Source organism: Streptomyces sp. NPDC001502, assembly GCF_042894785.1.
Classification (GTDB): domain Bacteria; phylum Actinomycetota; class Actinomycetes; order Streptomycetales; family Streptomycetaceae; genus Streptomyces; species Streptomyces kutzneri.
Genome location: NZ_JBIAVW010000001.1, coordinates 187766 through 214737 on the forward strand (window position 1 = coordinate 187766; position 26972 = coordinate 214737).

Genomic DNA, 26972 nt, shown 5'->3' on the forward strand with positions numbered 1-26972 from the left:
GGGGCGGGCCGGGCGGGCCCCCTGCACCGCTTCAGGGGTTCGGCCACGGGATCGGTTCCGCCTCGGCAAGACTGGGCCGCGCACGTGTCCGCTGAGGTCATCCGAGTGGCCCGCCGGAAGGAATCCGCCCATGTCACTCATGCTCCCCAAAGGCGGTAACGCGCCGCTCCCCACCGGGCGTTGCGCGGTCACCGTGACCGCCACCGCGCCCGCAGCCGCGTCCGACGTCTGCGCCGTGCTCCTGGCGAAGGACGGCACGGTGCGCGGCGACGACGACCTGGTCTTCTACAACCATCCGGCGCAGGACGGCGTGGTCCTCAGCGGCCGGACCATCGTCGCGGACCTGTCGGCGGTACCTGCCGCGGTGGACCGGATCGCGATCGTGGCGGCCATCGACCCGGAGCTGCCGACCGCTCACTTCACCGCCGCCGACACCCCGCAGGCGGTGATCGAGTGCGGGGGAGTGCGGATCGGCTTCGACCCGCCGCCGTTCACGCACCGGGAGACGGCCGCCGTCCTGGTGGCGATCTACCGGCGGGACGGGGCGTGGAAGGTACGGGCGGTCGGCCAGGGCTGGGACACGGGCCTGGCGGGTCTGGCGACGGCCTTCGGCATCGTGGTCGACGATGAGGGCCGGGCCCCGGCGGCCGCCCCGGTCCCGGTCGCGCCCACGGCCCCGGCCCCGGTCCCGGTCGCGCCCACGGTCCCGGCCCCGGTCCCGGTCGCGCCCACGGCCCCGGCCCCGGTCCCGGTCGCGCCCACGGCCCCGCCTCCGGCTCCGGTCCCGGCGGCGGCCATGAGCCTGGAGAAGGTCCAGCGGGCGGCGCCCGGGCTGGTCAGCCTCTACAAGGCCGCTCAGGTCTCACTGGCCAAGAGCGGCGTCATCGGTCAACGCGCCGCCGTCTACCTGGTGATGGACCACTCCGGGAGCATGAGCAGGTTCTACCGCGACGGCACCATGCAGCACCTCGCCGAACAGGTACTCGGGCTGTCGGTCAACCTCGACGACGACGGCACGGTGCCGCTCATGTTCTTCTCCAACGGCGTCGACCTGGTCGCGGACCTCAACCTGGAGAACTACCGGGGCCGGATCGACCGTCTCCACGCACCGTTGGACTGGGGCGGCACGTGCTACACCCCGGCGATGCAGGCCGTCATCGATCACTACCAGTCCACCGGATCCCGCGATCCGGCCTTCGTGATCTTCCAGACCGACGGAGAGCCCTTCGACCGCAAGGCGACCAGAGAACTGCTGCGCCGTGCCAGCGCGTTGCCGGTCTTCTGGCAGTTCGTCGGCTTCGGGCCGAGCCGGGACCTCCGTTTCCTGCGCAGCCTGGACACCCTCGACCGGCGGACGGTCGACAACGCCGGCTTCTTCGCGGCCGGCCGGCAGCCGGCCGCGCGCTCGGACGCGGACCTCTACGACCACCTCATGAAGGAGTTCCCGGACTGGCTCAGGGCCGCCCGGGCGGCCGGGGTCATCCGGTAGGGCCACCGGAGGAGCCGCGTCACTTGCCGTCGGAGAAGTTGTGCACGCCCCACCAGCCCGAGGAGTCGTGGTAGAGGCCCACGCCGACCTCGGTGAAGTCCGGGTTGACCTGCGCCTTGTAGTGCCCGGAGCTGTGGCGCCACATCGACTGGAACTTCTCGGCGGCTTCCTGGGCGGTCATCGAGGCATCGCTGTACCAGACGATGTTCTCGCCGGTCCACGTGCGCGAGCCCGTCTTCAGGTAGGCGCGGTCCGCCGACGAGGAGTGGGCGAAGCCGTTGTTCTTCATGTGTTCGGCCCACTTGCGGGCGAAGTCGCTGAGGTCCTGCTTGAGCGCGAGCGGAGGCCGGCCGACGGCGGCTCGTTCGTTGTTGAGCAGTTGCAGGGACAGTGACTGGGCCGTTGCGACGTCCTGCGTCGAGGTGCGAGGGCCGGGCACCTTGGGGTCCGGCCCCGTCGGACCGCTCCCCGAGGTACCGCGGGTCGGGGGCGCGGCGGCCTTGGCAGCGCGTTCCGTGGTCGGCGCTCCGGTGCGCTGCTCCCCGTCCTTCGCCTGCGGCGCTGGCGCGGGCGCGGATGCGGATGCCGATGAGGGGGAGGACGCCGCGGCGCTCGGGCTCGCCGTCCCCTCGGTCGCCGACGGGCCGGCGCCGGCGGCCGGAGACGCGGTGGTGGCCGGCAGGCCGTCCACCGTGTCCGGCCGCCCGGCGAGCGCCGAGGGGGATCCGGTCGCGGCGGTGCGTTCCGGAGCCTCGTCGGATATGAGGGCGTAGGCACTCCCGACGCCGGCCAGGAGGACCACGGCGGCCGCCGCCATCAGGGGAGTCCGGCGGCGGCTCCTGCGGTGACCGCCGCCCGCTCCGCGCGCGGCGCGCGCCCGGCCGCGCCGGTCCGACCCGGCACCGGCACCGGCCACGTCCGCGGCCGCGTCCGCGCCGTACGTGAACTCATCGTCGTGATACCGCATCGCATCTCCTCGAAGGTGACGGCCCACCTGGCCTGACACTGAAGGAGACCCGTGAGCCGCGCGGCGATAACACCTTTCTCACAAGAAGGTGCGGCCGGGCCCGCGCCGGGTTCTCATCCGCCGTCCCGGCCGAACCACCGCGCCAGTGCCCCGGCGAGAGCCCGTCCCCGGTCTCCGCTTCCCCCGCCCAGGCGACGATTCCGTCGGGGCGTACGAGCAGCCCGGCCACCTCCTGCCTGCCGGGGCAGGCCGCGGGGGCGACGCGTACGCGGGTTCGAGATCGCGGTCGACATCGACGATCCCCGCACCCCGGTTCCCCGGCCGTAGGAGGGCGGGACGGGAGCAGGAGGCGCCGTACCTACGGCTTCTCGGCGGCCTGGCGGAGCAGGGCGACCGGCTGATCGACCGACGTCGACCTGGTCTTCATTCCGTACGGTTCCTGCTCGTCCTCGCTGAGTACTTCCCGGCTGTTCGGGTCGCGGGCGATGTGGACCTGCATGTACGGGACGGTTTCTCCGGGCGCGAAGAGCTTGCCCTCGCGCCATTTCGGGATCACCCACCACATGGCCGCCCACTCGGGAGCCTGGGTCATGTTCATGATCGCGCTGCTGCGGTGGATCCTCGACCGGTAGCGAAAGAAGTCGTCGCCCGGGTTCGCGAGCCACGGTGGGGCGTCCCAGACGTGCTTCCGGTCGGCGGAGTCCACGTCCCACGAGTACTCGATCGACTGCGGGTAGCTGTTGGCGAGCTTGCAGCGGTCGGCCCGGATGAAGGAGACCGCGGCGGCCAGCTCGACGCGCCCCTGACCGGCGTCCTTCAGCGGCACCTCGATGACGGCGTGCTTCGAGAAGTCGTCACCGGGGTCGAGGCGGCTGCCCGCAGAGGTGATCTGTCCTGCCGCCAGCAGGCGGACCGGGGCGTTGAAGTCCTCGTGGCGGTGGGTGTCCCAGCCGTCGCCCAGTTCGTCCCGCCACCGCGTCAGTCCGGTGCCCTTCTCCCGGAAGGTGCTGGGCCAGATCGTCGCCGACCACTGCGTTCCGACGACGAAGATGCTGATGGATCCCTCGTTGCGGAACGTGAGGTGGGCCGGTACGTGCAGGCTGGTGCGGGCGGCGTTCAGGGTCGGTTTCCCGAAGGAGACCATGAAGGGGACCTTGGGCGGGGCGACGTACGGGGTGTACATGGCGGAGTACGCCACGCTCGCGGACCCGATGAGAGCCGACAGGGCGACTCCGGTCGCGAAACTCTTCGGGTGCGGCACCCCTCGCCAGACCTTGTGCCGGCTCACTACCCACAAGGCCCAGCCGGCCCATGCCACCAGGGAGACCCATAGCCGGAACAATCCTGCGCGGTAGCCCCCCTCCCACTGCAGGATCAGGAACATCAGACTGGTGACGGCCACGATGACGACCCCCAGCAGGACGCACTGCCCCGCATACCGGGTGGCCCGCTTGCCCCAGTGGTCGAGGACCGCCGCTGCCGCGACCGTCTCCACCAGCGCGCCGAGCAGGAACACCACACCCATGACCCGCCCGCCGAAGGTGAGTGCCCTGAGGGTGTCCGTCAGCCCTACCCGGAAGAGCACGGCGGCGGACACCAGGAGCCCGATCACCATGAGACAGGCTTGGCCGCGCCTCCACCAGGGACGGTCCGGCCACAGGTCCGGGTCGGCACGCCATCGGACCTGTCCGGGATGGCCGAGGTCGATGTCCGCGGGCACCCCTGCCCGCCGCAGCACCCGGCGGAGGTCCTGTGGCGACCACGCCCGACCCACGCTCTTCCCTGCGACGCTGACCTCGCGCAGCCCCCGGTCGTCGGGCGCGTGCACGATGACCTGCGGTCCGCTGGACGTCATGCCCTCAGGATCGGCGTGCCGCGGGAGGGCCGCAGCCGGCATGGGCATCCGGGTGGTGAGAGAGCGGCGCAGGCCGTACGGAGTGCGCCCCGCGCTTCGAGACGGCCGGCTCGTGCCACTGCCCCGCGGCCATGAACAACAGCCGGACCGAAGGCAGTTGCTCGGCGACCCCATTTCCGGCGGGCTCTGCGCACACCGTGATCAACCGTTCGAGTGGACACAAACAGGTGGTCCTGATTCCGCGACAGAAGGCATGGCCCTGGAGAGGTGGGGACCGACTCAGGCCATCGAATGGCCCGGAGGGTGCCGGACACGGCCGGTGGCGAACCGCGCGAGTGCGGCACCGTTCGCCCGGCGTGCGCGTCCCGCACACCTCGGCCGATGATGGGAGTACAGGCGAACACACGGAGCTGACCATGACGGGTTGGCATGTCAGGGACTACAACCAGGACGATCTCGAAGCGGTGATCCGAGTCGACGCGGAGAGCGGCACGGCCGGAGAGTCACCTCTCTTTCCGCTCTCGGACGCCGTCGCGGCCCTCCAGGCCCTCGACCCGGCGGTGGTGGCCACCGCGGACGAGGAGGTGGTCGGCGCCGCGGTGAGCAGGGTGGACGGTGACCGGGCGTGGATCCTGCGCATCAGCATGGCGCCTGCCTGGCGGCGCCAGGGGCTGGGCAGCGACCTGATCACGGCCCTGGAGCACCGGCTGTTCACCAGTGGCGTCCGAACGGTGCACGCGGTCCTGCCCGACGGCGAGACCGGTGCCACCGCCCTGCACAACTGCGGCTTCGGCGCCCGTCCGGGCCTGGTCTTCTTCGAGAAGCGCGGACGCGTGACCCCTCAGGCGGTCAGCATGCTCGCGTCGCTGGGAGCGGAGCTGCCGCCCGGGGGGCTGTGGCAGAAGGTCGCGGGCATGCAGCGGGAGAAGGAGCTCATCGAGCGGCGTCTGGTCCTGCCACTGGCCCATCCCGAAATGGCCGCCCAGCACGGCGTGGAGCTGCCGCGGGCCGTGATGCTGTTCGGGCCGCCCGGGACGGGGAAGAGCACGTTCGCGCACGCGATCGCCAGCCGCCTGGGATGGCCGTTGCTCGAACTGTTCCCCGCCCGGCTGGCAGCCGAATACGGGCTGGCCAGCGGGCTGAACCGGCCCTTCGACGAGATCGCCCGGCTCGATCACGTCCTGGTCTTCATCGACGAGGTCGAGGAGATCGCGGGGACCCGGAGCGGCGCCGACGCGACCGCGGTCGGCGTCGTCAACGAACTGCTCAAGGCGATCGTCCGGTTCCGGGGCCAGGAAGGGCGGCTGCTCGTCTGCGCCACGAACGACGTGACCACGCTCGACTCGGCGTTCCTGCGACACGGCCGTTTCGACTACGTGCTGCCGATCGGCCCGCCCGACGACCGCGCGAGGACCGCGCTGTGGGAGAGCTACCTGGCCCGAGCGGGCGCCGAGGCCGACAGCGCGGTGCTGGCGACCGCCAGCGAAGGGTTCACCCCTGCCGACATCGCCCATGTGGCGCGTACCGTCTCCCAGGTCCAGTTCGAGCGCACCTTCGACACCGGATCCCGGGCCCGCCCCACCACCGAGGACTACCTGCGCACGATCGGCGACACCAGGCCCACGGTCAGCGCGGCCATGGCGCAGGAGTTCGCCCGGCAGACCGAGAAGTTCGCCCGCATCTAGTGCTGTGACCGGAAAGGTTCGCCGGATCATGACGCCCGGTACGGCACCTCATCCCCCAGACTCCGTCCGGGGGGACCCCCAGGTTGTCGGACCGCGCGAGTACGTCCGGTACGAGCCGCGGCCCTCCGACGGGGACGTCTCCCCGGATCCTCAGCGGCCGGGCGGGCGAGTAGTGCGCCGGTCAGAGCCCCTCGCCGTGCAGGTCCTCCTCACGCAGCAGGTCGTCCTCGCGGTGGCGCGAGGTCTCCTTCTGACCGGCCTTCTGCCCCTTCTCGCGGGACGACTTGCCGGGCTGGGGCCGCGCGGGATCTCCGGGGCGATGGTGTTCCTGCGCTTCGCGCCCCTTGCCCTGCTCCTCCTGGCGCTTGTCCTGCTTACCGTCCATGACGGTGACTCCTCTTGATGCGTGGGGTACGGATTCCTCTCCGATCACGCTGACACGCACCGCGGCGGTCTGCATCATGTCGCCCGCGAAGCGAGGCACACGGATGACGCCCCTCCCCGGTGCGGCAGCCGACTTTTACCCACCACAGCCCCGGTCCCATCCCGTCTGCCGTCGCCCGTACGAACGACCTGGACGCCAGGATCCGTGTCTGCTCGGCTTGCCGGGGTGGACGGCAGGCGGGATGGGAGCCTGCCCGCGTTCGCCGCCCCGGACCTCAGGAGAGTCGTCGAGCCCGAAGTAGAGGAATCGCCGTCATGGCCCGTCCTCCCTCAGCGTGAGCTCGTGGTGAGCCGACGGCCGTCGTGGCTCCGGACGTGCGGGCCCGCGTCGTCCAGGGCGTCCAGGAGTCGGATCGAGACGACCTCGGACATCTGCGCGGACACCTCTTCCGGGGTGAGCCAGGCAACCGCGGTCGACTCCTCCGAGGTGCGCTCGGTGCCGCCGGACGGCTTGCAGCGGAAGACCAGGGCGACGATTCCGCGGCTCGTGTTCTTGTAGACCCCGGTGAGCTCCTGGACCTGGACCTCGATCCCGGTCTCCTCCAGAACCTCGCGGCGGACGCCGGCCTCCGGGGACTCGGTGAGTTCGAGCACTCCGCCCGGCAGTTCCCAAGTCCCGTCGTCCGCTCGGCGGATCGCGAGGAGCCGGCCGTCTTCACGCAGGACCGCCCCGGCGACGGACACGGAGTGCAGTGGCGTTGGCTTGGCCTGCGGGGAAGCCGTACTCATGTACAGGAGCATAGGAGGACTTCCTCTACATCAAGGATCGTGAGGAGTTGACCAGGTACGCGGCGGCTCTTCGAGACCCTCGCAACACGGACATGCGTGGAGTCGCAGTTGCCACCGACAACAGCGCCCCCGTCTCCTGCCGGCGCGTGATGACGGCCGCCAGCTCCCGTCCGGCTTGGCCTGCGGTGACGGTGAAGGCCGGAGGCCGTGCGCCGCCGTCCGCAGCGAGGTGGACCGTGGTTCTCAGGCCACCGCGTGAACGTCCGAGCGCATGACCGGCGGGCTCGCCGGAGCCTGTCGCCCCCCTTGCATGCCCGCCTGCCGCCGACCGGATCGGCTGGCATCGGCGGCTGGATCCGGCCCCACATCACCATCGAGCCCTGAGTGGCGGGCCGGTTACCCGGGCAGTACGTACGCCTTGAGGCAGTAAGCGGTGCAGTCGTCGCGGAATTCCAGCGTGTAGAGGATCTTCCGCGGCCCGTCCACGGCGATGCCGTACGCGTCGCGCCCCCGGACCACGGTGGTGATCCGGCCGTCCGCGGTGACCTTGCGCACCCGGAAGTCCTCGGGCCTGGGGCCGTAGAGCCCGTCCGCGATGTAGAGGCTGCCGTCGTCGTCGATGTCCAGGGCGCACGGGTAGCGCAGCCGGGCTTCGAGGGCCGGTACGAGGTCCCCGGTGAGGTCCCCGCCCCCGGCAACGGTCGTCAACCGTGTGCCGCCGTCGGGCAGCCTGTCCACCGTGCCGCAGGCGGAGAAGCTGAACAGGGCCTGACCGGGCTCATGGGCGGCCACGCCGAAGACGCTGCGGCGCAGGGTCGGGCTGCAGCGGGTCTCAAGGTCGCCCTGTCCGATCACGGAGACCGGCCCCGACGGGGGGATGCGCAGGATGCGCAACTCCGCCGGGTCGGTGCCGACGCGGAGGGCTACCACGTGCACGGTTCCGCCGCGGTCCACGGCCACGTGTGTGGGCTTGATGGGGTGGTCCCGGTCGGCACCGGGCAGCCTGGTGCCGTCGGCGATGGTACGGATGATGCCGTCCGCCGAGACCCGCAAGACCCGGCCGCCATGACCGGGCTCGCCGCGCGCGCCGCCGAAGTCGGCGATGACGAATCCGCGGGTCGTGCGGTCGGGGGCGACGGCGAAGGGGCGCTCCAGCTTCGCTTCAAGGGCCGGGATCCCGTCGCGGTAGTCCGTGCCGCCCCCGGCGACGGTGGTGACCTCGTAGCCGGGGGCGGTCCGCCAGATCAGACCGGTGTCCGGGGAGGCCAGGTGGAGGAAGCCATCCCGGCCGACGGAGATGCCGACGGGGCTGTGGAGGCGGTCGTTGACGGCACGGGTCAGGGCGGCCAGTCTCCTCCGCTTTTCGACCCGGCCGTCCTTGTCGCGTACGAGTCGGGCGTGGAGTTCCTTCGCCTTCTCCTTCCTCTCTTCGGGCGTGAGGCCCGGGATCTCGTTGACCATGTGGGAGACCATCAGGCGTAGCAGGCCGTGGTCGATCTCGTCGATCCGCACGCTGGACAGCGCGGCGCCGTAGGCGAAGGCGTTCCGCACATCCGCCGTCAGGCCGGCGCCGTCGAAGTTGTACAGCCACAGCATCGAGTCCAGGCGGATGATGTTTTCGCCGTCGACGGTCACCAGGCTGTAGTCCCTCCGGTGGGTACCGGCGGTGACGGTGCCCAGCAGTCCGTCCAAGCGGTTCCTGAGGACGGCGGAGATCAGTTTGCCGAATTCCGGGTCGGTGGATCCGAGGATGCCGTCCAGGGCCTTCGTGAACTGCTCCTCATCCACCCGGTCCACCTTGACGTAGGTGCCGGTGCGGACGAGGTAGGGGTCGGCCTTGACGCGTACGGGGCCGAAGGGCGCGGTGGGCAGCAGCCTCACGCGCTGCTGGAACCGTTCCGCTTCGGCACGGGAAAGACGCCCGATCGCGCCCAGGACGAACGTCAGCCTGCGCTTGTGCTCGGGGGGCCCGGTGAACCCGTCGATGACGTCCTGGATGGTGGCGATCGGGCTTCCTTCCCGAGTCGTGTGGACCTACGGGGTCGGTTCAGGACTTGCGTACGGGGGACGGCAGGGCCTGCGCCTTGAAGTGGCGGCCCTCGCCGTCGTGGCTGTCGCACAGCGTGAAGAGCGCCTTGCTCTGCTCGTCCACGGCCAGCGCGTAGATGTTCGCGCCGCGGGCGACGGTGGTCACCTTGCCGGCGTTGGTCACCTTGCGGACGCGCGAGTTCTCCAGTCCCTCACCGTCGTGTGCGTCGGCGATGTAGAGGTGGCCCTCCACGGTGCCTCGGGCGAGGCCGCAGGGATAGCGAAGGAGGGTCTGCTTGGCCTGGGAGCCGTCGCACGTGTCCGTCCCGCCGCCGCAGACCACCTGCAGCTCGGGCTTTCCGGCCGGCATCCGGCTGACGTGGCCCGCGCCACTGATGGCGAGCAGACGCTCGCCCTCGCCCGTGGCCAGCACACCGTGGACGTCGTGGGAGAGCTTGCCCTCGGAGGTGAACTCGCCCTGCTTGAGCACGGTGACGTCCCCCTTCGCCGTGATCGTGATGATGCGCAGCGGTCCCTTCTCGTCGCCTTCCTGGCGGGCGACCACGTGGATGTCGCCCTCCTTGCTCACCGAGACGTGGGTCGGCCGCACGGGGTCCTTCGGGTCCTGCTTGGTCCCGTCGAAGACGGTGCGGATCGTTCCGTCCTTGGTGACCGTGCGCACCCGTCCCCCGTACTCGGCGATGACGAGTTCCTCCTGCTGCGGGTGCACCGCGACGGCCATGGGCCTGTCGAGCTTGGCCTTGACGGCCGGGATGTCGTCCTCGGTGCTTTCCCCTCCGCCCGCCGCGATCACGACTTCGGCCCGGGGCGTGGCCAGCCATACCGTTCCGGTGTCGGGGCAGGTGAGGTAGAGGTTGCCGGACGGGGCGAGGGCCAGCGAACTGGGGTTCTTCGCCTTCTCGTTGATCTTCGCGGACATCGCGCTCAGCGTCTGCATCTTCGGGAGCGCTTCCTCCTTCATCGCCTTGAACAGCTCCCAGAGCCTCTTCCTTTCCCTCTCCTTCTCGTCCCGGTTCTTCAACCACGACATCTGGTTGACCATGTGAGAGATCATCAGGCGCAGCAGCGCGTCGGACGTCTCCTGGACCTTGACGACGGACATCGAGATGCCGTAGAAGAAGGCGTTCTCCGCGTCGGCCGTCAGGCCCTTGTACTCGAAGTTGTACCGCCACAACATCGAGTCCACGCGGATGATGTTGTCTCCGTCGAGCGTGAGGAAGCTGCTGACCTTCTGGCTGATGCCGGTGCTGACGTTGCCCAGCAGGACGTTGAGGGTGGACTTGAGCAGATTGCCGGCGAGCTTCTTGAAGTCCGGGTCGGAGCCACCGAAGATGCTGTCGATGATGTTCGTGATCTGGTCGTCCGGCGCCGTCTTGACCTGCATGAACATGTCGTAACGGAAGTCGTAGGGCTCCGCCTTGATCCGCACGGGTCCGGTCGGGGCGGTGGCCAGCAGCATGGCCTCCTCCTTGAACTCGTCCCGCCTGGCCTCTGTGAGACGTTGGATCACCCCCAGCGTGAACTTGGCCTGCGCGTACTTCTCTTCCTTGCCTTCGAGGCCTTTGAGGAGCTTCTGGATCGAGGACATGAAGGGACTCCTTGTCGCAGCGGCAGCGGCCGCGGCAGCGGCGGGCGTGCGGAACGGGATGTGATGGTCCTCCGAAACGGAGCCGGTCTCACATGGCTACCGTCCGCGATGCCCGGATCGGACGCTGGGATCCGGGACCGTTCGGCGTTTCGGCGGCCATGGTGGCGAAGAAGCCTTTCGGCAGTGCCGTTGTGACACGAGTCGGAAGCGGGACAGATCACTCGATCGGAGGCATGAAAGGGGCGGGCACCGGCGGGAGGCACGGTGGGATGCCGACGGAGGAAGCCGGTGATGCCGTTCCGGCGGCGACATGAGCCGCGATCTCGATCAGCTCGGCGTCACTGCGCGTGGGCGTGAATCCGATCGGAGGCGGCCGCATCGTGCTGGGGAATCCATGCCGCGCCAAGCCTCGATGTAGCACCTGACCTGCCCTTATCGGATGCCAGACGGCTCGGCGCGGGGACTCAGCCGTGCTCTTCCTCATCGGCCTCCATGTGTCGGATTCCCTCGTGGGTGAGGGTGACCATCGCCGGGGTGTTGCCGGGTTCCCAGTCGACGGTGATGAGTCCTTCGCCCGCCAGGTAGGTGCAGGCGGCGGCGAGGTCCTGTTCCGGTACGTGGAGGTCGTGCCGCAGCTGTGCTCCGGTGATGCCGAGGAGGCGGTTGCCTTCGACGGCTTCGTACAGGACCCGGAGCACCTGGTCGCGGTAGGTCTTGCGTTCGCGCAGCGTGGCCATGACCGCGTCCTCTCGTGTGCGGGAGTGGGTTTCGGGGCTCTCAGGTCTCGTCGGAGTGTGCGCCGGTGCCGGCGGGGGTCCTGCTGGCGGCCAGCCATGAGCGGGCGGGGCCGGCGGGTGTCGCCGTGTCCACGGTGAGGTGGAGGCGGGTGTTGCCTTCGAGGGCGGGGTAGCTGCGCTGTTCCGTACCTGCGAAACAGCCGCGAAGGGCTTCCGCGACCGCTCGGGCGGCTTCCGGGGTGTGCGCGATGATGCGGACCTCGGCGTGCCCGAGCGAGGGGAGGGTCTGGGTCTCGATGTACTTCACGTAGGCGTGTTCCCTTTCGGAGTGGGCGAGAAGCCGGCGGGTGGGGGCGCCGTGGCGCCCCGCCCGCTGCCCCCGGTCGGAGGAAGGTCTCTGTTCCTCACCGGTCGGCACCTGTGCGGTGGGCTCGACGACCGGTGTCGTCCGGCAGACCCGGAGGCCTCGGCAGGGGGTCACTGAAGCGGTAGGCCTCGATCCGTGCGTCGTGCTGGGCGTTCAGCAGGTGGATCAGGCGTATTCCGATGCCGGTCGCGAGGATGAGCACCGCAATGAGGACGACGGTCTCCACGGAGCTCACCTCCAGCCGTTTCCGGGCAGCGACAGGGTGCTCCGATCCATCGGGCTCCCGAAGGGGGACATGCAGGCCCCGCCTTCGCTCTCCCAGCCGGATTCCTGGCGCTGGGTGTCGCGGATGCCGCGTCCGATGGCGGCTTCGTTGGCCATGAGGACGCCCGCGGTGAGGACGCTGCCCGGTATCGCGGCGGCGTACATCAGGCGGGCCGCGGCTGCGGGCTCGGTCTCCGGCGGGATCACGAGAAGGTCCCAGCGCCCCACGGTGTAGGAGAGCAGGATCAGCTTGTCGGGGTCCTGTTCGGTGAACCAGCCCACGTGGAGCAGGCGCCCGGCCATGGGCACGGTGTGCGGTACGACGGGCCAGCGGGTGGGGTTCACGCTGACGCGGGTGACGCGGCCCCAGGGTTCCTCCAGGGCGGCGGCGAGCGGCGGGAGCTCGGCTTCGAGGTCGCGGGAGTGGGGCCACCAGGCCCCGTCCAGCCGGCCTGCGAGGGTGGTCTTCGGGGTGAGGGACAGGCGTGCCGGGAGCTCTGCGGCGAGGTCGCGGGGCGCGGTCCGGTCGAGGGTGGTGGTCATGATGCGGACCTGCCCCCGGACTGCCCGTCGGCAGTCCGGATTTTAGGCGATCGCCGGAAATGACACCCGCGTGAAAGCCGGTGTGCGAAGTACTTCCGGTACTTTCACTGTACACCTGTTCGATGGGTTATGGACGGTTTGACCAGGCATTTTCCGGCGGAGGTGCTGTGGAGAGCGGTGGTGCGGACGGCGGGAGTACCGTGAAACGACGGCGGGCTCGCGTACGTCGCAGTCGGCACCGGTGCTGACCTGCGTTGAGGCACGGCCGCACCCCGTAGACGGGCGGACCCACATGGCTGACTCCGACTCCCCCCGCAGGCCCCCACTGCTCCTGCCGGATGCGATCCACCAGGCGATCCAACCCGGTACGGCGCTGTTGCGGCTGGAGACCACGAAATCCCGGGAGGGGCTCCTGGACGGTGCGTGGTGGCCGCGCACACGCGACATCGAGACCGAGCTGCCCGCGCTGATCAGCGCGTTGACCGAGCACCTCGGGCCCATCACCCGGGTCGGCGTGGACGCATCCGCCTGGAACGCCCTCCCCACCCGCCTGGTCATCGACGATCGGATCGTGCACTTGGACTCCGACCCGGTCGGCGACGACACCGTCCTCATCACGCGCGGCCACAACGACCACTTCGCCCTGCTGGTGGTCCCCCCGGACACCGCCGCCGACGCCGCCCGCGAAGCGATGGCCCGCGCCGTCCGCGCCGACAACATCACCCAGGCCGCTCAGATCCTCATCGCCACCACACCCGACCCGACAGAAACGAGCCGTGGACCGGCAGCGACATCCAGCTGAAGGCGCACCGAGACGCACTGAATACCGCGCTCCGGCCGGGCGATGCCCGTCATTTGTTTATTGCAACCGGAAAATATGGTCAGCCGAGTGAGATGCAATACGAATATCGGGGCGCTCTGCGCCCGGCGCGAATCACCGTGCACGACGTGGAGCCAAGACGGATCCAGCTGCCCTGGCCGTGGCAGTCTTCTCGCCAGCGCAAGGTTCTCGGAGTGGAGGTATGCGCCCCGTGGGTGTCCCTGTCAATCCCACCGTCAGCAGGCGCCGACTGGGGTCGGAGCTACGTCGGCTCCGGGAGATCAGCGGTATGACGACGCAGCAGGTGGCGGAACGCCTGTTGATTTCCCAGCCCAAGATCAGTCTGCTGGAGAACGGCCGCCGCATCATCAAGCCACGTGATGTGCGAGATCTCTGCGGGCTGTACGGAGTCCGGGATCAGCGGCGTGTTGACGATCTGATGCAGATGGCCAGCGAGTCAGGTCGGCAGGGCTGGTGGAACGCCTACGGCGACATCCCGTACGGCGCCTACATCGGCCTGGAGACCGAGGCGGCCGCGGTCCGGTGCTACGAACCCCAGCTGATCCCCGGCCTGCTGCAGACCACTGCCTATGCACAGGCGGTCATCGCAGGAACGATCCCTCACGCCACTGCCGAACAGGCAGCCACACACCGCGAGGTGCGGATGCGGCGCCAGGACCGGCTGCGCGCCCCGGGCAACCTCCTGCGCTTATGGGCCGTGCTGGACGCATCGGCGCTGTGGCGCGTCGTGGGCAGCCGCGAGGTCATGCGCGACCAGCTGGAGCATCTGACCGACCTCGGCGCGCAGCCGCATGTCACCGTGCAGGTTCTCCCTCACGATGTGGGTGCGCACCCGGGTGTCTCGGGACAGTTCACGCTGCTCGACTTCGCCGAGGCCACCGATGGCAGCGTGGTGTATCTGGAGAGGTTCACCAGCGACCTCTATCTGGAGAAACGATCCGACGTGCGACGCTACAGCGACATGTACGCGCACTTGCAGGCCCGGGCGCTGAGCCCGGACGGTACCCGGAGTTTCATCGAGGAGGCCATCAAGGCGTATGCCGGCCCGGAACCGGCGCCAGATGCCCACGCGCTGACCCTGCCGAGCCGGTGAGCGCCGTGCGATACGAGCCCGTCCGGGTGCCGGGTCGGCTGCCCCCGTGCAAGCCGGACCCGCCGGCGAGTGGGTCCGTGACCACTCGCGAACGCCACTGAGCCCCCGGACGGTGTGTCCCGGGGCTCAGCCGCCGGACGGCGGACCGGACGGCGGACCGGACGGCGGACCGGACGGCCTGTGTGGTTGATCGAGCTTCAGCCCCTGCCTGTCATGGGCAGGCCTTTGTCGGGCGGTATGTGACAGGACCCGGCCGGGTGACTGCGGACCGGCGGCCGGGCCCTGGGAGTGTGCGCGTGGTGTTCTGGTCAGAGGTTCTCGTCGTGCAGGTCCTCTTCGCGCAGCAGGTCGTCCTCGCGGCGGCGCGAGGTCTCCTTCTGGTTCTGCTTCCGGCCCTGCTCGCGGGATGACTTGCCCGGCTTGGGGTGAGCGGGGTCTCCGGAGCGATGGTGCTCCTGCGCCTCGCTGCCCTTGCCCGGTTCCTTGGGCTCGTCCTGCGTACCGCCCATGACGGTGACTCCTCTTGATGAGTGGGTACGGATTCCTCTCGGACGACGCTGACATGCACCGTTACGGTCTGCATCATTTCGACTGCGAAGCGAGGCACGCGGGTGACGCCCGTCCCGGATGTGGCGGCGTCGGGAGGCGGGCCGGCTGATCGGTGCCGAGGAGGGGCGCGATTCCCACCCGCCCCCTGCTGTCAGGAGCCAGTCGAGCTGCCGAGCGAGAGCACTGCTCAGCTCTGCTCGGACGCGAGCCCGGTGGCCGGCGTGGTGTCCTTCTGCGCAGGAGCGGCTCGATGCCTGGTGCCGGGTACGCCTGCCCTGCCCTGTGCGGGTACGGTTCCGTGTCCCGCTGCTTGGCCGGGTGTCGGCCGCCGCATCCCTGTGCGCTGTGCTGCGCGTCGCCACAGGTGAGGCAGGAAGGCGTAGAAGCGGTCGGGAAGGAACACGGCGTCCGCGATGATCATCGCGCCGGAGAAGAGGGGCAGTCCCAAGAGCACTGCGATACCGATGTGCATGCCCAGCAGCACGGTCAGAACGGGGTACTTGAGCCTGCCGAAGAGCACGAACGGGAAGGCGACCTGCAAGAGCACCGTCACGTAGCTGGCGATCGCGATCACCATCGGGTACTCGTCCACGAGGTGGGAGAGTGCGGGCCAGGGCTGGAAGAGTTCGAGGTTCAGCGCGTAGTGGAGAGCGGTGCCGCCGCCCCAGGTGGCGCCCTGGATCTTGTACAGGCCGGCTGATCCGTAGAGGAAGCAGACCTGTGCCGCGATGACGAGGATGCCGCAGTTGTGCACCACCGTGGTCAAGGTGATGCGACCGTCCCGGAGTTGCTGTGCGTAGAAGCGCCTCACCGGCTCCGGCGCGTCGCCCGCGCGGGCCGTCTTGAGCCGGTTCCTGCGTGCGTCCAGGGACCAGCGCCGGCCGCACGCGGTGAGGACGAGGTAGAGGGCCATCAGCAGGATCAGGTTGTCGCCCCCGTCCGTCATGAAGATCGATCTGGCATGGAACGAGGTCACCACGACGGCGAAGAGGACGGACGTGGCCCGGGTCCGCCAGCCCAGCATGAACAGCGCGGACGTGACGAGGGCCATCACGTAGCAGAGTTCGAAGTAGGCGCGGCTGTCGGACAGGATCAGGATGCTGTTCCAGCCCGTCTGGTCGAAGAGCTGTTGTGCCAGCGCCGGTGTCCAGGGGGAGCCGGGGCCCCAGATCTCGTCACGGTGCGGGAACTCGCGCAGCAGGAAGACCAGGTAGAGCAGCCCGTAGCCGATGCGCAGAACCGACGCGGCGTACAGGGAGATCGGCCGGTCGGTGAGAAGCGCCCACAGAGCGCCGATCCGGTCGAGGAGCCACCGGTGGGCCGCGTCGGCGATCGAAGTCTCCTGGGCCGCAGGCGGGTGCGGCGTCGCTGCCACGGAAGGGGGCTGGGGGATCTGTTCACTTCCCATGGGAGGTCACCTTCCACCAGGGCAGGAGCCGGTCCTCGGTGGGTGCCGGCGGGTGGTTCCCGGCCGGTGCGCCGGGCGCGGCGACGGGCAGTGTGACGACCCGGAGCTGAACGAAGTCGAAAGCGCCGCCGTCGTTGTGGGCGGCGACGCGGTCCGCGGCGATGTTGCGCAGGTACGTCTGCAACATCACGGCCCGTTCCGATCGTGCCGTGTCGCTGCCTCCGTGTGTCTCGACGTAGGAGGTCCAGGCGCGGCGCAGCAGGTTCTGGGACGTGTGGCTCGGAAATACGTTGTGGTCGACTGCGGAATGGTCCACGGCAGCCAGGTCGAACCAGGGGGTCACCTGCACCGATCCTTTGGAGTCGGTGTGTGCGGTTCTCGCCAGGATTTTTCGGTTGAAGGAGTCGGGGTCCGGGGCGAAGAGCCGCCAGTTCTGTTCGAAGAGCGGGTACACCCATCCGTTGACCTGTGAGGCGTATCGCTTCGATACAGGGTTGGACGGGGCCACATGAAGGAACACCAGGACGACATGGACCAGAGCCGTCACCAGGCAGAGGAATACGACGGTGTGCAGCCCTGCTCGCAGTGTACGAACGCCCATGGGTGGCTTACCCGGTCCGACCGCCTCGTCATGGCGCTGCTGGGGGGCGGGACCGGAGTCGGACTGATGAAGTTCCTTCACGTCCGCAGATTCAATTCTGCTCGACACCGTCCACCCGGTCTCTCTCATGTCTGCTGTTCGCCTGAGGTCTCTGCGACTCTCACCGACGGCGCGCGGCGGATTCGATGAGGATTCCGCCGCGCGCCGTCATCCGATGAACGGGCTTCGTGCCGCCTGCTGCCTAGCCCTCGTGGCCGTGGTGACCCTCGTGGCCCGCGGGCTTGTTGCCGTAGCCGTAGTGGTCGCCGGGCTTCCCGTCGTGGCCGTGGCCGTGGCCGTGGTCCGGCTTACCGGGTCCCTCGTCGTGCCCGTTGCCCGGTCCGCCGTGCTCCGGCCCGTGGTGCTCCAGGCCGCCGTGGTCCGGTCCGCCCGGTCCGCCGTGGTCCGGTCCGCCGGGCTGACCGCCGTGCCCGCCGGTGACGTTGCCCCCGGTGATGGTCCCGCCAGTCGTGTTGCCGCCGGTGGTGTTCCCGCCGGTGGTGTTCCCGGCCGTGTTGCCCGCGGTGTTACCGGAGGTGTTGCCCGCGATGTTCCCCGAGGTGCCGCCCGATACGAGGTCCACGATGGGTCCGCCCAGGAGGCCGCCACCGATCAGACCCACGGTCGTACCGGTCGTCGACCCGGCGGTCGGCGTTCCGGCGGTCGTGCCCGTGGTCGTGCCGGCGGTGGTCGTGCCGGTCGTCGTTCCCGTGGTCGTGCCGGTGGTCGTGCCGCCGGTGGCGCACCCGCCGAGGAAGATCCGGTTGTTGTCCATCGTCACTTCGCCGTTACGGGCCAGCGCCCGGCCCTCGACGTTCGTTCCCGTTCGCAGGAAGATCGAGGTCAGCGCCATGATGGTGCCCACGAAGGTGGTGTTGGTGTTGAGCTCCGCCGAACTCCCGATCTGCCAGTACACGTTGCACGGCGAAGCGCCGTTCGTGAGGAGAATCCGACTGGAGGTCGCCGTCGTCAGGGCTGCGGGAATCTGGAACACCCAGACCGAGTTGGGGTTTCCCCCCGCGTTCAGGACCAGGTCGCCGGTGAGGCCGACGCTGCCGGCGGGGTCTCTCGTGTAGACGCCCGGAATCAGCTCCGTGGGGCCGGACGTTCCCGAGCCGATGGCCGCCGGAAGGTCGAAGTCCTCGGCCTGGCCGGCCGCGTTGTTGTACGCGATGATCAGGTCGCTCTTGGCCTGGAGGGCCGCAGCGTCCGCAGGGTGCACGGCGCCGAGGACCAGGCCGGGCGGGAATCCGGTGATGGCCGGGTTCGGGTGCGTCCCGAGGTCGTGGTCGATCACCGTGGGGCCGGTGTTGGTGACTCCCTGACCTGCCAGAACGGAGTAGCTGGCGGTGGTACCCAGCGGCACGGCTGTCGCGATGGCAAGTGCCTGCGTCGGCAATCCGGCGACCATGACAGCGGCAACCGTTACGGCGACGGCCGAAGCCAGCCAGCCGGACAGAGTGCGGCGCTGATCCGCTTGGATTCTCAGCTTCATCAAGAGGCCATTTCCTGTGGGGGGCCGTGGCGTACCGGGCCCTACCGTTCGCCCGGGAAGCCCTGGTGTGTCGCTTCCGCATATTACGCAGGAAATTTCGCGCACCTATAATGAGTAAGGCGCGGAGGGGGGATTAATACAAACACATTCCATGGCGGCAATTGTGTTGAAAATAATCAGACTCGCATTGTCGATCATCCGACATCCCCCCCGAATGGGCAGAGATCGATTAACTCGCAAGAGGTAGCGCCGCACACTTGCCCAAATAAATCCAACCGCCACACACGGAGATGCACCGCCGGTCAGGTGATCTGGCGAACCCGCAGGGTCGGGCGTGGCGGCCGGTTCATCTCCGATTCGCTTGGCTCTGGAAGCGCTGTCGGGTGCATTCGCGCTCGGGCTGTTCAAGACAACAAGAAGGGCGTCACCCCTTGCCCGCTTGGGTGAGCGTGACGCCTGTGGTGATCAATCGGCCGTGAGCGGGTCGTCGACGCCGACCGGGAGGCCCTGCCCTTCACTGTCCACATCATGTGTATGGACGGTCGGGAGGCATGGATCCCGGTCCGCGCCGTGGTCGACCTTCGGCTCCTCACCCCTGCACGGCGGCGAACTCATCGACCTGGCCACCCCCGAACTCGCCGAGTTCATCCGCCCCGGCACCAGCACGGCCGCCGCCTGCCTCTCGCTGCGGCGTCCTGCCCGAGCCTGGACGTGGTACTGCTGTCCGCCAGTACGCCGCAGCACTGGAAGGCCGCCAAGGAGGCCATCGCCTCGCCGCTCGAACCGGACCAGCGCAGGAGGGTCACCGATGTACTCGCCCAAGGATGAGACCACCAGGGCCCGCATGGAGAACGCCCTCGCCATCGCATCCTCATACCTGGCCACCGCTCCGACGGGCCCGCTGTCCTGGGGATGGCTCGGCCGGACCATCGGCTCCCGCACCGAAAACGGCCACTGGCTCCGCGTCCACTGCGGTGAGGCCGCCAAGACCCCCACCACCCGGAACGAGGGCATCGCGCTCGCCGAGGAACGGGTCTCGGACAAGGTGTCCCGCCCCCACCTCCACCACCTGTACCGGTGGGGGCGTGGGGAGTACGTCTTCGAGGCCGGGCTGATCGACTACGTCGACCAGCCCGTCATCTCCCCGGAAACGCCCGACCTCACCGAGGACCCGGGACTCCCGGACTCCTGGTGGGCCACGCTGCGGGAGAGCCTGGACGCCCTCAGCGCCGCCGAGCCGCCCCGCGAGACCATCCGCCAGTCCTGGGCGGACCGCGTGTTCCCCGAGTTCCTCGGCATCCCCGCGCCGGCCATCACCGAACGCGTCACCGGCCATGCCGACCTCCAGTGGGCCAACCTCACCCACCACCCTCTCGTCATCCTGGACTGGGAGCGGTGGGGCGCCGTCCCCGTCGGGTACGACCCGGCCATGCTCTACGTCAACAGCCTCCGCGTCCCCGCCGTCGCCGCACGCATCCGAACCGAATTCGCCGACGTCCTCGACACCCCCGCCGGCCGGATCGGCGAACAGATCGCCCTCGCCGAAATGCTCCAAGCCGTCGGCCGTGGCTGGTACGTGGAGCTGGCTCCACTGCTGCGCCAGCGCGCGGAGGAAGTGACGGGTGTTCTCCCCCCGCTCTCTGGGACGGGTACGACCGCTGTCTGATGTCCTCCCCCCTTCACGTCGCTGGGGTCGATGCAGAAATGCGCTGGATCCAGAGGTGCTTACGGAGTCAGGCTTTGGCCGTCAGGCGTTCGGCGCGGTTCGCGCCGCTGGGTGAAAGCGCCAACAACCAAGGAGGCAGAGCGAAATGATCGAACGAGTCCGAGCCGTCCTCGTCACCGTGGACGACACGATGCTGGTCATCCGGCGCACCAAGCCCGGAATCCCCGTGTACTGGGTGCTGCCCGGCGGCGGCGTCGAGGAGAGCGACGAGTCCCGGGAGGCTGCTCTCCACCGGGAGATCCACGAGGAGATCGCGGGGAAGGCCGACATCGTCCGCCTCCTGCACACGATGGAGTCCGACGAGGAGCGTCAGTTCTTCTACCTCGTCCGGATCTCGACGTGGTCCTTCGAGGACCGGACCGGCCCCGAGTTCAGCGCCGAGGGACGCGGTGAGTACGCGCTGGAGGAGATCCCGTTGACCTCGGAGGGGCTGGACCGTATCGACCTCAGGCCCGAGGAGATCGCCCACGTCCTGCGGGGCGCCATCGGTGCCGGCGGACTCGTCGGGGCCGGGGTCGTGGTCTAGGTTCTGCCTCTTTGGTCAGCGTCAGGTCCAGATGAAGATGCCCGCGAGGTGGAGTGCGCGCCTGGTAGGCGATGGCGATCTGGTCGGACGGCTGCGGGACGACCGCCCGGATTCCCCGGCGCCGGAGCGGCAGCCCGCCGCGGGAACGTCCGAGGTTGTGCCCTGGGAGGGGTTGCCCAGGGTGCGGCCGGTGTAGATGGAGTCGGCGTAGGCGGCGGCCACGATGCGCCGTTCGGTCAGCCTGAGCGTGAGCCTCACGTGGCTTTCCGCTCCGGAGTCTTAGCGTGGTCCCATGACGAGGAGTCAGGACCTGGCGCAGCGAGCAGCCGTGGTGCTCTGTGTGACAGCGGCGCTCATGGCACCGGGAAACCTGGCCGGCGCATCCGTCGGGACGACGGCAGTCGGGCTGTCCCCGCGGCCTGATGCCCTCGTTTACATCGCCAACCTCCACTCCGACACGGTGTCGGTCGTCGACACCGGCACCGGCATGGTCGTGGACAGCGTTCCCGTCGGGGACGGACCGGACAGCGTGGCCGTCAGCCCGGACGGCTCCCGCGTCTATGTCACCAATTCCGCGTCGGACACCGTATCGGTGATCGACGCCCGTACCAGGACGGTCATCGCCACCGTCGTTGTCGGGGACGAACCGAGCAGAGTGACAGTCTCTCCCGACAACCGGAACGTCTACGTCGCCAACGTCGGGTCGGACAACGTGTCGGTGATCAGCACCCGCACCCGTGCCGTGACGGACACCATCGCGGTGGGCGATGCCCCGCTGGGCGTGGCGGTGACACCCGACGGATGCACCCTGTACGTCGCCAACGCCGCGTCCGGCACCGTCTCAGTGGTCCGCACCGCCACCCGAACGGTCACCGGCACCATCCCTGTCGGCATCGGACCGACCGCTCTGGTACTCACCCCCGATGGCCGCCGCCTGTACGTCTCCAACCTGACCTCGGACGACGTGTCGGTGGTCGACGTCCACGACGGCGCGGAAACGGACCGCATCCCGGTCGGGGACCAGCCTGCGGGAATCGGGGTGCTACCGGACGGGCGACAGGTATACGTCGCCAACATCGGGTCCGACAACGTGTCCGTGATCAGCACCCGCGGCCGCGCCGTCACGGAAACCGTCGCCGTGGGAGACGGCCCCAACGGCCTTGCCGTCGGCCCGGACGGCTCCCTCGTCTACGTCAGCAACTTCGACTCGGACACCCTGTCGGTCATCGACACCTCGCCAGCCCGCGTAACGAACACGGTGACCGTGGGCGACGGGCCGACCGGCGTGGCAGCGGTACAGGGAAAAGCGGGCACGGCCCGAGGTCCGAACACCGCGCCGGTGCAGCTCGCCTGAGCAAGGCGCCGCCAGGTTCGGTCTCTTTGGTCAGCGTCGTGCCCAGACGAGGATCGCGGCGAGGTGGAGTGCTGCCTGGTAGGCGATGGCGAGTTTGTCGCATCGTGTGGCCAGGCCGCGCCACTGCTTGAGGCGGTTGATGCAGCGTTCGACGCTGTTCCGCTGCTTGTAGGCCTCGGCGTCGAAGCCGGGCGGGCGGCCGCCTCGGCGTCCTCGCCGCAGGCGGTGGCCGATCTGGTCGGACGGCTGCGGGATGACCGCGCGGATCCCGCGTCGTCGCAGGTGGGATCGGATGGCACGGGAGGAGTGGGCCCGGTCCGCAAGCACGGCCAACGGCCGGGTCCGGGGCCTGCCGGGCCCGCTTCGTGGCACACGGATGCGGGCCATGACCGCTTCGAAGGCGGGTGCGTCGCCGGCCTGGCCCGCGGTGACGGTCAGGGCCGGGGGCCGTGCACGGTCGTCGGCGGCCAGGTGGACCTTGGTGCTCAGGCCGCCGCGTGAGCGTCCGAGGGCGTGGTCGGCGGGCTCGCTGCGGCCTTCGGCCCCTTTTTGCGTGCTCCGGCGGAATGCTGGTGGGCTCGGATGACGGTGGAGTCGACCGAGACGGTCCAGCCGATGTCGTCATCGGCGTCCGCGGCCGTCAGGAGCGCGGTCAGGATCTCCTGCCAGGTTCCGTCGACGGCCCATCTGATCAGCCGTTTGTGGGCGGTCTGGAACGGGCCGAGTTCGTCGGGCAGGTCCCGCCAGGGCGAGTTGGTGCGGTACTTCCACGCGATGGCCTCAAGGGTGCGGCGGTGATCGGCCCACCGCCTGCCGCGGACCGGATCGGCCGGCATCAGCGGCTCGATCCGGTCCCACATCGCATCAGTGATCACTAATCGGACGGACACATCCGATCAACTGACCAACCCATCAAAGAGACACGCGCTAGTCGCGGAATCCTCCGGCACCGTGTGCCGGACATGGGGGATACGTGGCGCGGTGTCCCCGGTGTGCGTGCCGTGCACCGCTCTGACCAGGTACTCAGGGCCGAGCAGGATGAGTAGGCGTACTCAGGTGGTGGTCCTCGGCAGCTTCGAGACTGGGCGCAGGTCGAACGAAGCGGAACGGAACGGGGAACGTCATGGTGCGGCGCTGGTCGAAGCCTGCGATGTGGGTGCCCGGTGGATACCTGGCCCTGGTGATCGCGATGCTGGTCTACGTCGCGGTCGGAAGCCGGACGGGCGACATCGGGTTCTTCGGAGTCTGGCCGATCCTGGCCACGGCGCCGGTCAGCATCCTGCTGCTCAGCACCTTCGGACCTGCTGCGGCCGCCCTGGACGAGCCGGCCCCGGTCGAGGGGCCCCGCTACGAAGGCTCGCAGCCGCCCCCCGAGCCGCTGCCCACGGAGATCATGCCGGAGTCCGCTCCGCGCCCCGCGGACTGGGTGGCACCGGACACGTCCATCGACGGCAAGCTCGACATGTGGTCCGACTTCGGCTTCTACGGAGCGGTCCTGGTCGGCGCCCTCGTCAACGCTGCGGCGATCTGGGCCCTGCTCCGCTACGTGGCGCGGCGGCGTGACGCCAGGAGCACGCGGGTCCAGCCCCCTGGGCAGGGGCTCTGCGCTTACCCCAAGCCGTAAGCCTGCCGGTAGGGCAGCTCGGCATCACGGCTGGTGAGGCCTGGGCTCAGAGGTGGGGAGAACGTTGCTTCGAGGCGCTTGACTGCGTCTTCGTGCGCGCGAAGGTGCGGCCGCATCACCCACACGTCTTCGCGGAACGGCTCGAAGCCCAAGGACTGCCGGCAGCGCTGGACAGGCGCCTTCTCACGAGCCTCCCTGGCCTCGTCGTCCCGTTCGTCGATGGGGATGTCGATCGGGTAGGGGTGTGTTGCCACGAGCGCTGCCCGACCGGCGACCCAGCGGAGCAGGCGGCTGATCAGCAGCCGCCCCACGCAACTCAGCGGCTCACGGCGGTCTCCCGTTCCATGTGCGTCAGCTTCTCGGGGTTGCGTACGGTGTAGAGCCCGGTGACGAGGCCGTCGTCGATTCGCATGGCCACGACCATGTCGATCTCCCCGTCGATCCGCATGATCAGAGCCGGGTGGCCGTTGACCTGTGCCGACTCCACCGTCACCTGAGGGCCGAACACCGCCACGCCGGCGGCCAGCGCGCGGGCCACCTTGCCGGCCCCGACGACGGGCCGCGGCATGGCCTGCTTGATGCCGCCGCCGTCGCTCAGGGCGACGACGTCCGGCGCGAGGAGGTCCAGCAGGCTCTGCAGGTCTCCCGTCTCGACTGCCTGTTGGAAGGCTCCGAGGGCGGCGCGGGTCTCGGCCGTCGAAACGACACCGTGAGGTCGGCGCGCGGCGACGTGTGACCGTGCCCGGTGGGCGATCTGGCGGACCGCCGCCGGGGTCTTGTCGACGGCCTCCGCGATCTCGTCGTACCCGAGGTCGAACACCTCACGCAGCACGAACACCGCCCGCTCGGTAGGCGCGAGCGTCTCCAGGACCAGCATCATCGCCATCGAGATACTGTCGGCCAGCTCCACGTCCTCGGCCACGTCCGGCACGGTGAGCAGCGGCTCGGGCAGCCAGGGGCCCACGTACGACTCCTTGCGCCGGGCGAGGGTGCGCAGCCGGCCGAGTGCCTGCCGGGTGGCGATCCGTACCAGGTACGCGCGCCGGTCCCGCACCGTGTCGAGATCGACGCCCACCCAGCGCAGCCAGGTCTCCTGGAGGACGTCTTCCGCGTCCACCGCCGAGCCGAGCATCTCGTAGGCGACGGTGAAGAGCAGGTTGCGGTGCGTGACGAACGCCTCGGTGGCGGGGTCGGTATGGAAGTCGTCCTCGCTCATGGCGGTGTCTCCTGGCTCTTCGCTCTCGACGGTGTCACCCACAAGACGCCGGACCCCAACGCTTTGTGACACCACGCGCCCTGTGACGCGCGCCACGTCGAAGAGGTGTCACAGGGCTCATTCCGCCGGCATCTCATGTCCGACCAGTCACCAAGGCAGGAGGCCGACATGAAGGTTGTAGTGGTGGGCGCCGGATACGCGGGCATGCTCGCGGCGAACCGGCTCGCCAAGAAGGTGAAGACCGCCGAGATCACGGTGATCAACCCCCGCCCCGACTTCGTGGAGCGCGTACGGCTGCACCAGCAGCTCGCGGGGACCGCAGTCGCCGCGGCTCCCCTCGCCTCGATGCTGCGTCACGGGATCACCTCGCGGGTCGGCACCGTCGACAAGATCGGCGACGGCTGCGTCGCCCTCGAAGACGGCACGAGCCTCGACTTCGACTACGCCTTCCTCGCCGTGGGCAGCACGGTGCGGCCGATGCCGGGAACGGTCCCCGTCGGCACGTGGGAGGGCGCGGAACAGGCTCGCGTGACGCTCGCCGCACTTCCCGCGGACAGCACCGTCACGGTGGTCGGGGGTGGCGCTACGGGCATCGAGACGGCGGCCGAGGTGGCCGAGGCGAGGCCGGATCTGCGGGTGCGGATCGTCGGGTCGTCGGTCGCCGGGGGCTTCTCGCACCGGGCGTACCAGCGGGTCCGGTCCGGACTGGTGCGGCTGAATGTCGACATAGTGGACGACGGCGTCACGGAGGCCGCCGACGGCGTCGTGCGCCTTCGGTCGGGAGCGGCGTTCGCCTCGGACCTGACCCTGTGGGCGATCGTGTCGGGCGTCCCCGACCTCGCGGCACGCAGCGGTCTCAAGGTCGATGCGGACGGCCGTGCGCTCGTGGACGAATACCTGCGCAGCGTCGACGACGAACGGATCTTCGTCGTGGGCGACTGCGCGGCAGTCCCCGGAGCCCGTTTCGCCTGTGCGCTCGCCACACCGCAGGCCGCTCACGCGGCCAACACTCTGGCCCGTCTGATCGAGGGCCGCAAGCCCGAGTCGTACTCCCTTCGTTACGTCGCTCGGGCGGTCACGCTCGGACGGAAGAACGCGGTGGGCCAGTTCACCCGCCCCGACGACACCCTCCGGCGGGCCTACGTCACCGGGCGCACCGCGGTCGTCATCAAGGAACTGGCCTCCCGCGGCGGGAAGTACGGCGCCCGCACGGGCACCGGCGCCTGAACGCCGGGCCCGGGCCGGGGGCCTTTCATGAGCGCAGCAACTTGACCTGGGCTGGCGCCTGATGCGGCCGCAGGCCGACGGGCGCCGTAGCGCCGCCCACAGGAAATTGCGCCGGGAGTGATGTCCGGGTGCAGATTCCCCTTCTGGCACGGACGTGGCACGCGAGGGGTGGAGAGGTCCAGGCAACACAAAAGCCCCAGGTCGCTGACCTGGGGCTTTGCCATGGAGCGGATGACGGGAATCGAACCCGCGCTATAAGCTTGGGAATCTATGGTGCGGAAGTCATCGGAATCCCATCTGACCTGCGGAAATCGGCTCCGCGAAGCGACGTCTGGGGTCTCTCTGCGCTCCGGTTCTGACCGCTGTTGACCGTCCCTAAGGGCACGGTTGGGGCACGCCGCCCCTCACCCTGGCCGCTGTGGAGTCCTTTGTCGTCTGGAACACCTACGAGTTCCGGCGCTGTGGCCGCCCCTGCCGCCGGCGCCACCGGTGCCGCCCCGCTGCCGGAGCCCCACACACTGACCGTGATCTGGTCGACTCCGGCAGGAACCTTCCA

General features: G+C 69.4%; 28 protein-coding genes and 2 pseudogenes. 10 read left to right on the forward strand and 20 right to left on the reverse strand.

Annotation, left to right across the window (positions count from 1 at the left end):
* The first annotated feature begins 130 nt into the window (after nt 1–130).
* Entirely contained in the window at nt 131–1489 is a 1359-nt protein-coding gene (locus ACFY0D_RS00920; RefSeq protein ID WP_390796321.1) for a VWA domain-containing protein, read from the forward strand.
* 19 nt (nt 1490–1508) lie between these two features.
* On the opposite strand, the gene ACFY0D_RS00925 is transcribed toward ACFY0D_RS00920, so the two are convergent.
* The 3 genes from ACFY0D_RS00925 to ACFY0D_RS00935 are packed head-to-tail and all read right to left on the reverse strand — an operon-like array spanning nt 1509 to nt 4311.
* Nucleotides 1509–2456 (reverse strand): CAP domain-containing protein, encoded by a 948-nt coding sequence (locus ACFY0D_RS00925; protein ID WP_390796322.1) that lies wholly within the window; start codon nt 2454–2456, stop codon nt 1509–1511.
* Entirely contained in the window at nt 2437–2802 is a 366-nt protein-coding gene (locus ACFY0D_RS00930) for a hypothetical protein (RefSeq protein WP_390796567.1), read from the reverse strand. The genes ACFY0D_RS00925 and ACFY0D_RS00930 overlap by 20 nt, the downstream gene beginning before the upstream one ends.
* Before the next feature lie 12 nt (nt 2803–2814).
* Nucleotides 2815–4311: a hypothetical protein gene (locus tag ACFY0D_RS00935; RefSeq protein ID WP_390796323.1), complete on the reverse strand. Its 1497-nt coding sequence runs from the start codon at nt 4309–4311 to the stop codon at nt 2815–2817.
* Between the two features lie 416 nt (nt 4312–4727).
* Here ACFY0D_RS00935 and ACFY0D_RS00940 point away from each other — a divergent pair, with 416 nt between their 5' ends.
* Nucleotides 4728–5996, forward strand: a complete 1269-nt coding sequence (locus tag ACFY0D_RS00940; protein ID WP_390796324.1) for an ATP-binding protein — start codon at nt 4728–4730, stop codon at nt 5994–5996.
* A 181-nt stretch (nt 5997–6177) separates the two neighbouring features.
* Here the strand turns inward: ACFY0D_RS00940 and ACFY0D_RS00945 are convergent, their stop codons facing one another.
* Together ACFY0D_RS00945 and ACFY0D_RS00950 are read right to left on the reverse strand one after the other, a co-directional pair.
* Nucleotides 6178–6381: a hypothetical protein gene (locus ACFY0D_RS00945; protein WP_390796325.1), complete on the reverse strand. Its 204-nt coding sequence runs from the start codon at nt 6379–6381 to the stop codon at nt 6178–6180.
* 329 nt (nt 6382–6710) lie between these two features.
* Entirely contained in the window at nt 6711–7181 is a 471-nt protein-coding gene (locus ACFY0D_RS00950) for an NUDIX hydrolase (protein ID WP_390796326.1), read from the reverse strand.
* A gap of 14 nt (nt 7182–7195) precedes the next feature.
* Here ACFY0D_RS00950 and ACFY0D_RS00955 point away from each other — a divergent pair.
* Nucleotides 7196–7318, forward strand: a pseudogene (locus tag ACFY0D_RS00955) (restriction endonuclease fold toxin-2 domain-containing protein); the annotation flags it as partial.
* Nucleotides 7319–7338: 20 nt separating this feature from the next.
* Here ACFY0D_RS00955 and ACFY0D_RS00960 read toward each other — a convergent pair.
* From ACFY0D_RS00960 to ACFY0D_RS00990, 7 genes and pseudogenes are all read right to left on the reverse strand, one after another.
* Nucleotides 7339–7497, reverse strand: a pseudogene (locus tag ACFY0D_RS00960) (IS5/IS1182 family transposase); the annotation flags it as partial.
* 68 nt (nt 7498–7565) lie between these two features.
* Nucleotides 7566–9050, reverse strand: a complete 1485-nt coding sequence (locus ACFY0D_RS00965) for a hypothetical protein (protein ID WP_390796327.1) — start codon at nt 9048–9050, stop codon at nt 7566–7568.
* Nucleotides 9051–9216: 166 nt separating this feature from the next.
* Nucleotides 9217–10806, reverse strand: coding sequence for a hypothetical protein (locus tag ACFY0D_RS00970; RefSeq protein WP_390796328.1), 1590 nt, complete (start codon nt 10804–10806; stop codon nt 9217–9219).
* Nucleotides 10807–11270: 464 nt separating this feature from the next.
* Nucleotides 11271–11543 carry a hypothetical protein gene (locus tag ACFY0D_RS00975; protein WP_390796329.1) on the reverse strand — a complete coding sequence of 91 codons (273 nt, stop codon included), beginning with the start codon at nt 11541–11543 and terminating at the stop codon, nt 11271–11273.
* 40 nt (nt 11544–11583) lie between these two features.
* Nucleotides 11584–11850: a hypothetical protein gene (locus ACFY0D_RS00980; RefSeq protein ID WP_390796330.1), complete on the reverse strand. Its 267-nt coding sequence runs from the start codon at nt 11848–11850 to the stop codon at nt 11584–11586.
* A gap of 97 nt (nt 11851–11947) precedes the next feature.
* Nucleotides 11948–12136, reverse strand: a complete 189-nt coding sequence (locus ACFY0D_RS00985; protein ID WP_390796331.1) for a hypothetical protein — start codon at nt 12134–12136, stop codon at nt 11948–11950.
* 5 nt (nt 12137–12141) lie between these two features.
* Nucleotides 12142–12717 carry a DUF5994 family protein gene (locus tag ACFY0D_RS00990; RefSeq protein ID WP_390796332.1) on the reverse strand — a complete coding sequence of 192 codons (576 nt, stop codon included), beginning with the start codon at nt 12715–12717 and terminating at the stop codon, nt 12142–12144.
* A 292-nt stretch (nt 12718–13009) separates the two neighbouring features.
* On the opposite strand from ACFY0D_RS00990, the gene ACFY0D_RS00995 reads away from it, so the two are divergent.
* Together ACFY0D_RS00995 and ACFY0D_RS01000 are read left to right on the forward strand one after the other, a co-directional pair.
* Complete coding sequence (locus ACFY0D_RS00995; RefSeq protein ID WP_390796333.1) at nt 13010–13519, forward strand: DUF5994 family protein; 510 nt, start codon at nt 13010–13012, stop codon at nt 13517–13519.
* Nucleotides 13520–13739: 220 nt separating this feature from the next.
* Nucleotides 13740–14651, forward strand: coding sequence for a helix-turn-helix domain-containing protein (locus ACFY0D_RS01000; protein ID WP_390796334.1), 912 nt, complete (start codon nt 13740–13742; stop codon nt 14649–14651).
* A 308-nt stretch (nt 14652–14959) separates the two neighbouring features.
* On the opposite strand, the gene ACFY0D_RS01005 is transcribed toward ACFY0D_RS01000, so the two are convergent.
* The 4 genes from ACFY0D_RS01005 to ACFY0D_RS01020 all read right to left on the reverse strand — a co-directional run bounded on the left by ACFY0D_RS01005 (nt 14960) and on the right by ACFY0D_RS01020 (nt 18743).
* Nucleotides 14960–15160 carry a hypothetical protein gene (locus ACFY0D_RS01005; protein ID WP_390796335.1) on the reverse strand — a complete coding sequence of 67 codons (201 nt, stop codon included), beginning with the start codon at nt 15158–15160 and terminating at the stop codon, nt 14960–14962.
* Between the two features lie 227 nt (nt 15161–15387).
* Entirely contained in the window at nt 15388–16608 is a 1221-nt protein-coding gene (locus tag ACFY0D_RS01010; protein WP_390796336.1) for an HTTM domain-containing protein, read from the reverse strand.
* On the reverse strand, nt 16598–17338 hold the full coding sequence (locus ACFY0D_RS01015; protein WP_390796337.1) for a DUF5819 family protein: 741 nt from the start codon (nt 17336–17338) through the stop codon (nt 16598–16600). Before ACFY0D_RS01015 ends, ACFY0D_RS01010 begins: the two co-directional genes overlap by 11 nt.
* A gap of 112 nt (nt 17339–17450) precedes the next feature.
* A complete protein-coding gene (locus tag ACFY0D_RS01020) occupies nt 17451–18743 on the reverse strand; it encodes an ice-binding family protein (RefSeq protein ID WP_390796338.1) in 1293 nt (430 codons plus the stop codon).
* Between the two features lie 808 nt (nt 18744–19551).
* Here ACFY0D_RS01020 and ACFY0D_RS01025 point away from each other — a divergent pair.
* Nucleotides 19552–20409: a hypothetical protein gene (locus tag ACFY0D_RS01025; RefSeq protein ID WP_390796339.1), complete on the forward strand. Its 858-nt coding sequence runs from the start codon at nt 19552–19554 to the stop codon at nt 20407–20409.
* A gap of 145 nt (nt 20410–20554) precedes the next feature.
* Complete coding sequence (locus ACFY0D_RS01030; protein ID WP_390796340.1) at nt 20555–20995, forward strand: NUDIX domain-containing protein; 441 nt, start codon at nt 20555–20557, stop codon at nt 20993–20995.
* A gap of 21 nt (nt 20996–21016) precedes the next feature.
* On the opposite strand, the gene ACFY0D_RS01035 is transcribed toward ACFY0D_RS01030, so the two are convergent.
* Entirely contained in the window at nt 21017–21253 is a 237-nt protein-coding gene (locus ACFY0D_RS01035; RefSeq protein WP_390796341.1) for a hypothetical protein, read from the reverse strand.
* Between the two features lie 34 nt (nt 21254–21287).
* On the opposite strand from ACFY0D_RS01035, the gene ACFY0D_RS01040 reads away from it, so the two are divergent.
* Nucleotides 21288–22349, forward strand: a complete 1062-nt coding sequence (locus tag ACFY0D_RS01040) for a beta-propeller fold lactonase family protein (RefSeq protein WP_390796342.1) — start codon at nt 21288–21290, stop codon at nt 22347–22349.
* A 30-nt stretch (nt 22350–22379) separates the two neighbouring features.
* Here the strand turns inward: ACFY0D_RS01040 and ACFY0D_RS01045 are convergent.
* Nucleotides 22380–23209 (reverse strand): IS5 family transposase gene (locus ACFY0D_RS01045; RefSeq protein WP_390796568.1). Its coding sequence is split into 2 segments (ribosomal slippage): nt 22380–22897 and nt 22897–23209, totalling 831 coding nucleotides; the frame shifts between segments, so codons are not numbered across the junction.
* A gap of 263 nt (nt 23210–23472) precedes the next feature.
* Between ACFY0D_RS01045 and ACFY0D_RS01050 the strand changes: the two genes are divergently transcribed.
* Nucleotides 23473–23973 (forward strand): SCO4225 family membrane protein, encoded by a 501-nt coding sequence (locus ACFY0D_RS01050; RefSeq protein ID WP_390796343.1) that lies wholly within the window; start codon nt 23473–23475, stop codon nt 23971–23973.
* On the opposite strand, the gene ACFY0D_RS01055 is transcribed toward ACFY0D_RS01050, so the two are convergent.
* The gene (locus ACFY0D_RS01055) at nt 23958–24284 is read right to left on the reverse strand and encodes a hypothetical protein (protein WP_390796344.1); all 327 of its coding nucleotides are present in this window, start codon (nt 24282–24284) and stop codon (nt 23958–23960) included. The genes ACFY0D_RS01050 and ACFY0D_RS01055 overlap by 16 nt on opposite strands.
* Before the next feature lie 5 nt (nt 24285–24289).
* Nucleotides 24290–25189: an RNA polymerase sigma-70 factor gene (locus ACFY0D_RS01060; RefSeq protein ID WP_390796345.1), complete on the reverse strand. Its 900-nt coding sequence runs from the start codon at nt 25187–25189 to the stop codon at nt 24290–24292.
* A 168-nt stretch (nt 25190–25357) separates the two neighbouring features.
* Between ACFY0D_RS01060 and ACFY0D_RS01065 the strand changes: the two genes are divergently transcribed.
* Nucleotides 25358–26416: an NAD(P)/FAD-dependent oxidoreductase gene (locus ACFY0D_RS01065; protein ID WP_390796346.1), complete on the forward strand. Its 1059-nt coding sequence runs from the start codon at nt 25358–25360 to the stop codon at nt 26414–26416.
* Nucleotides 26417–26972: the final 556 nt, after the last annotated feature.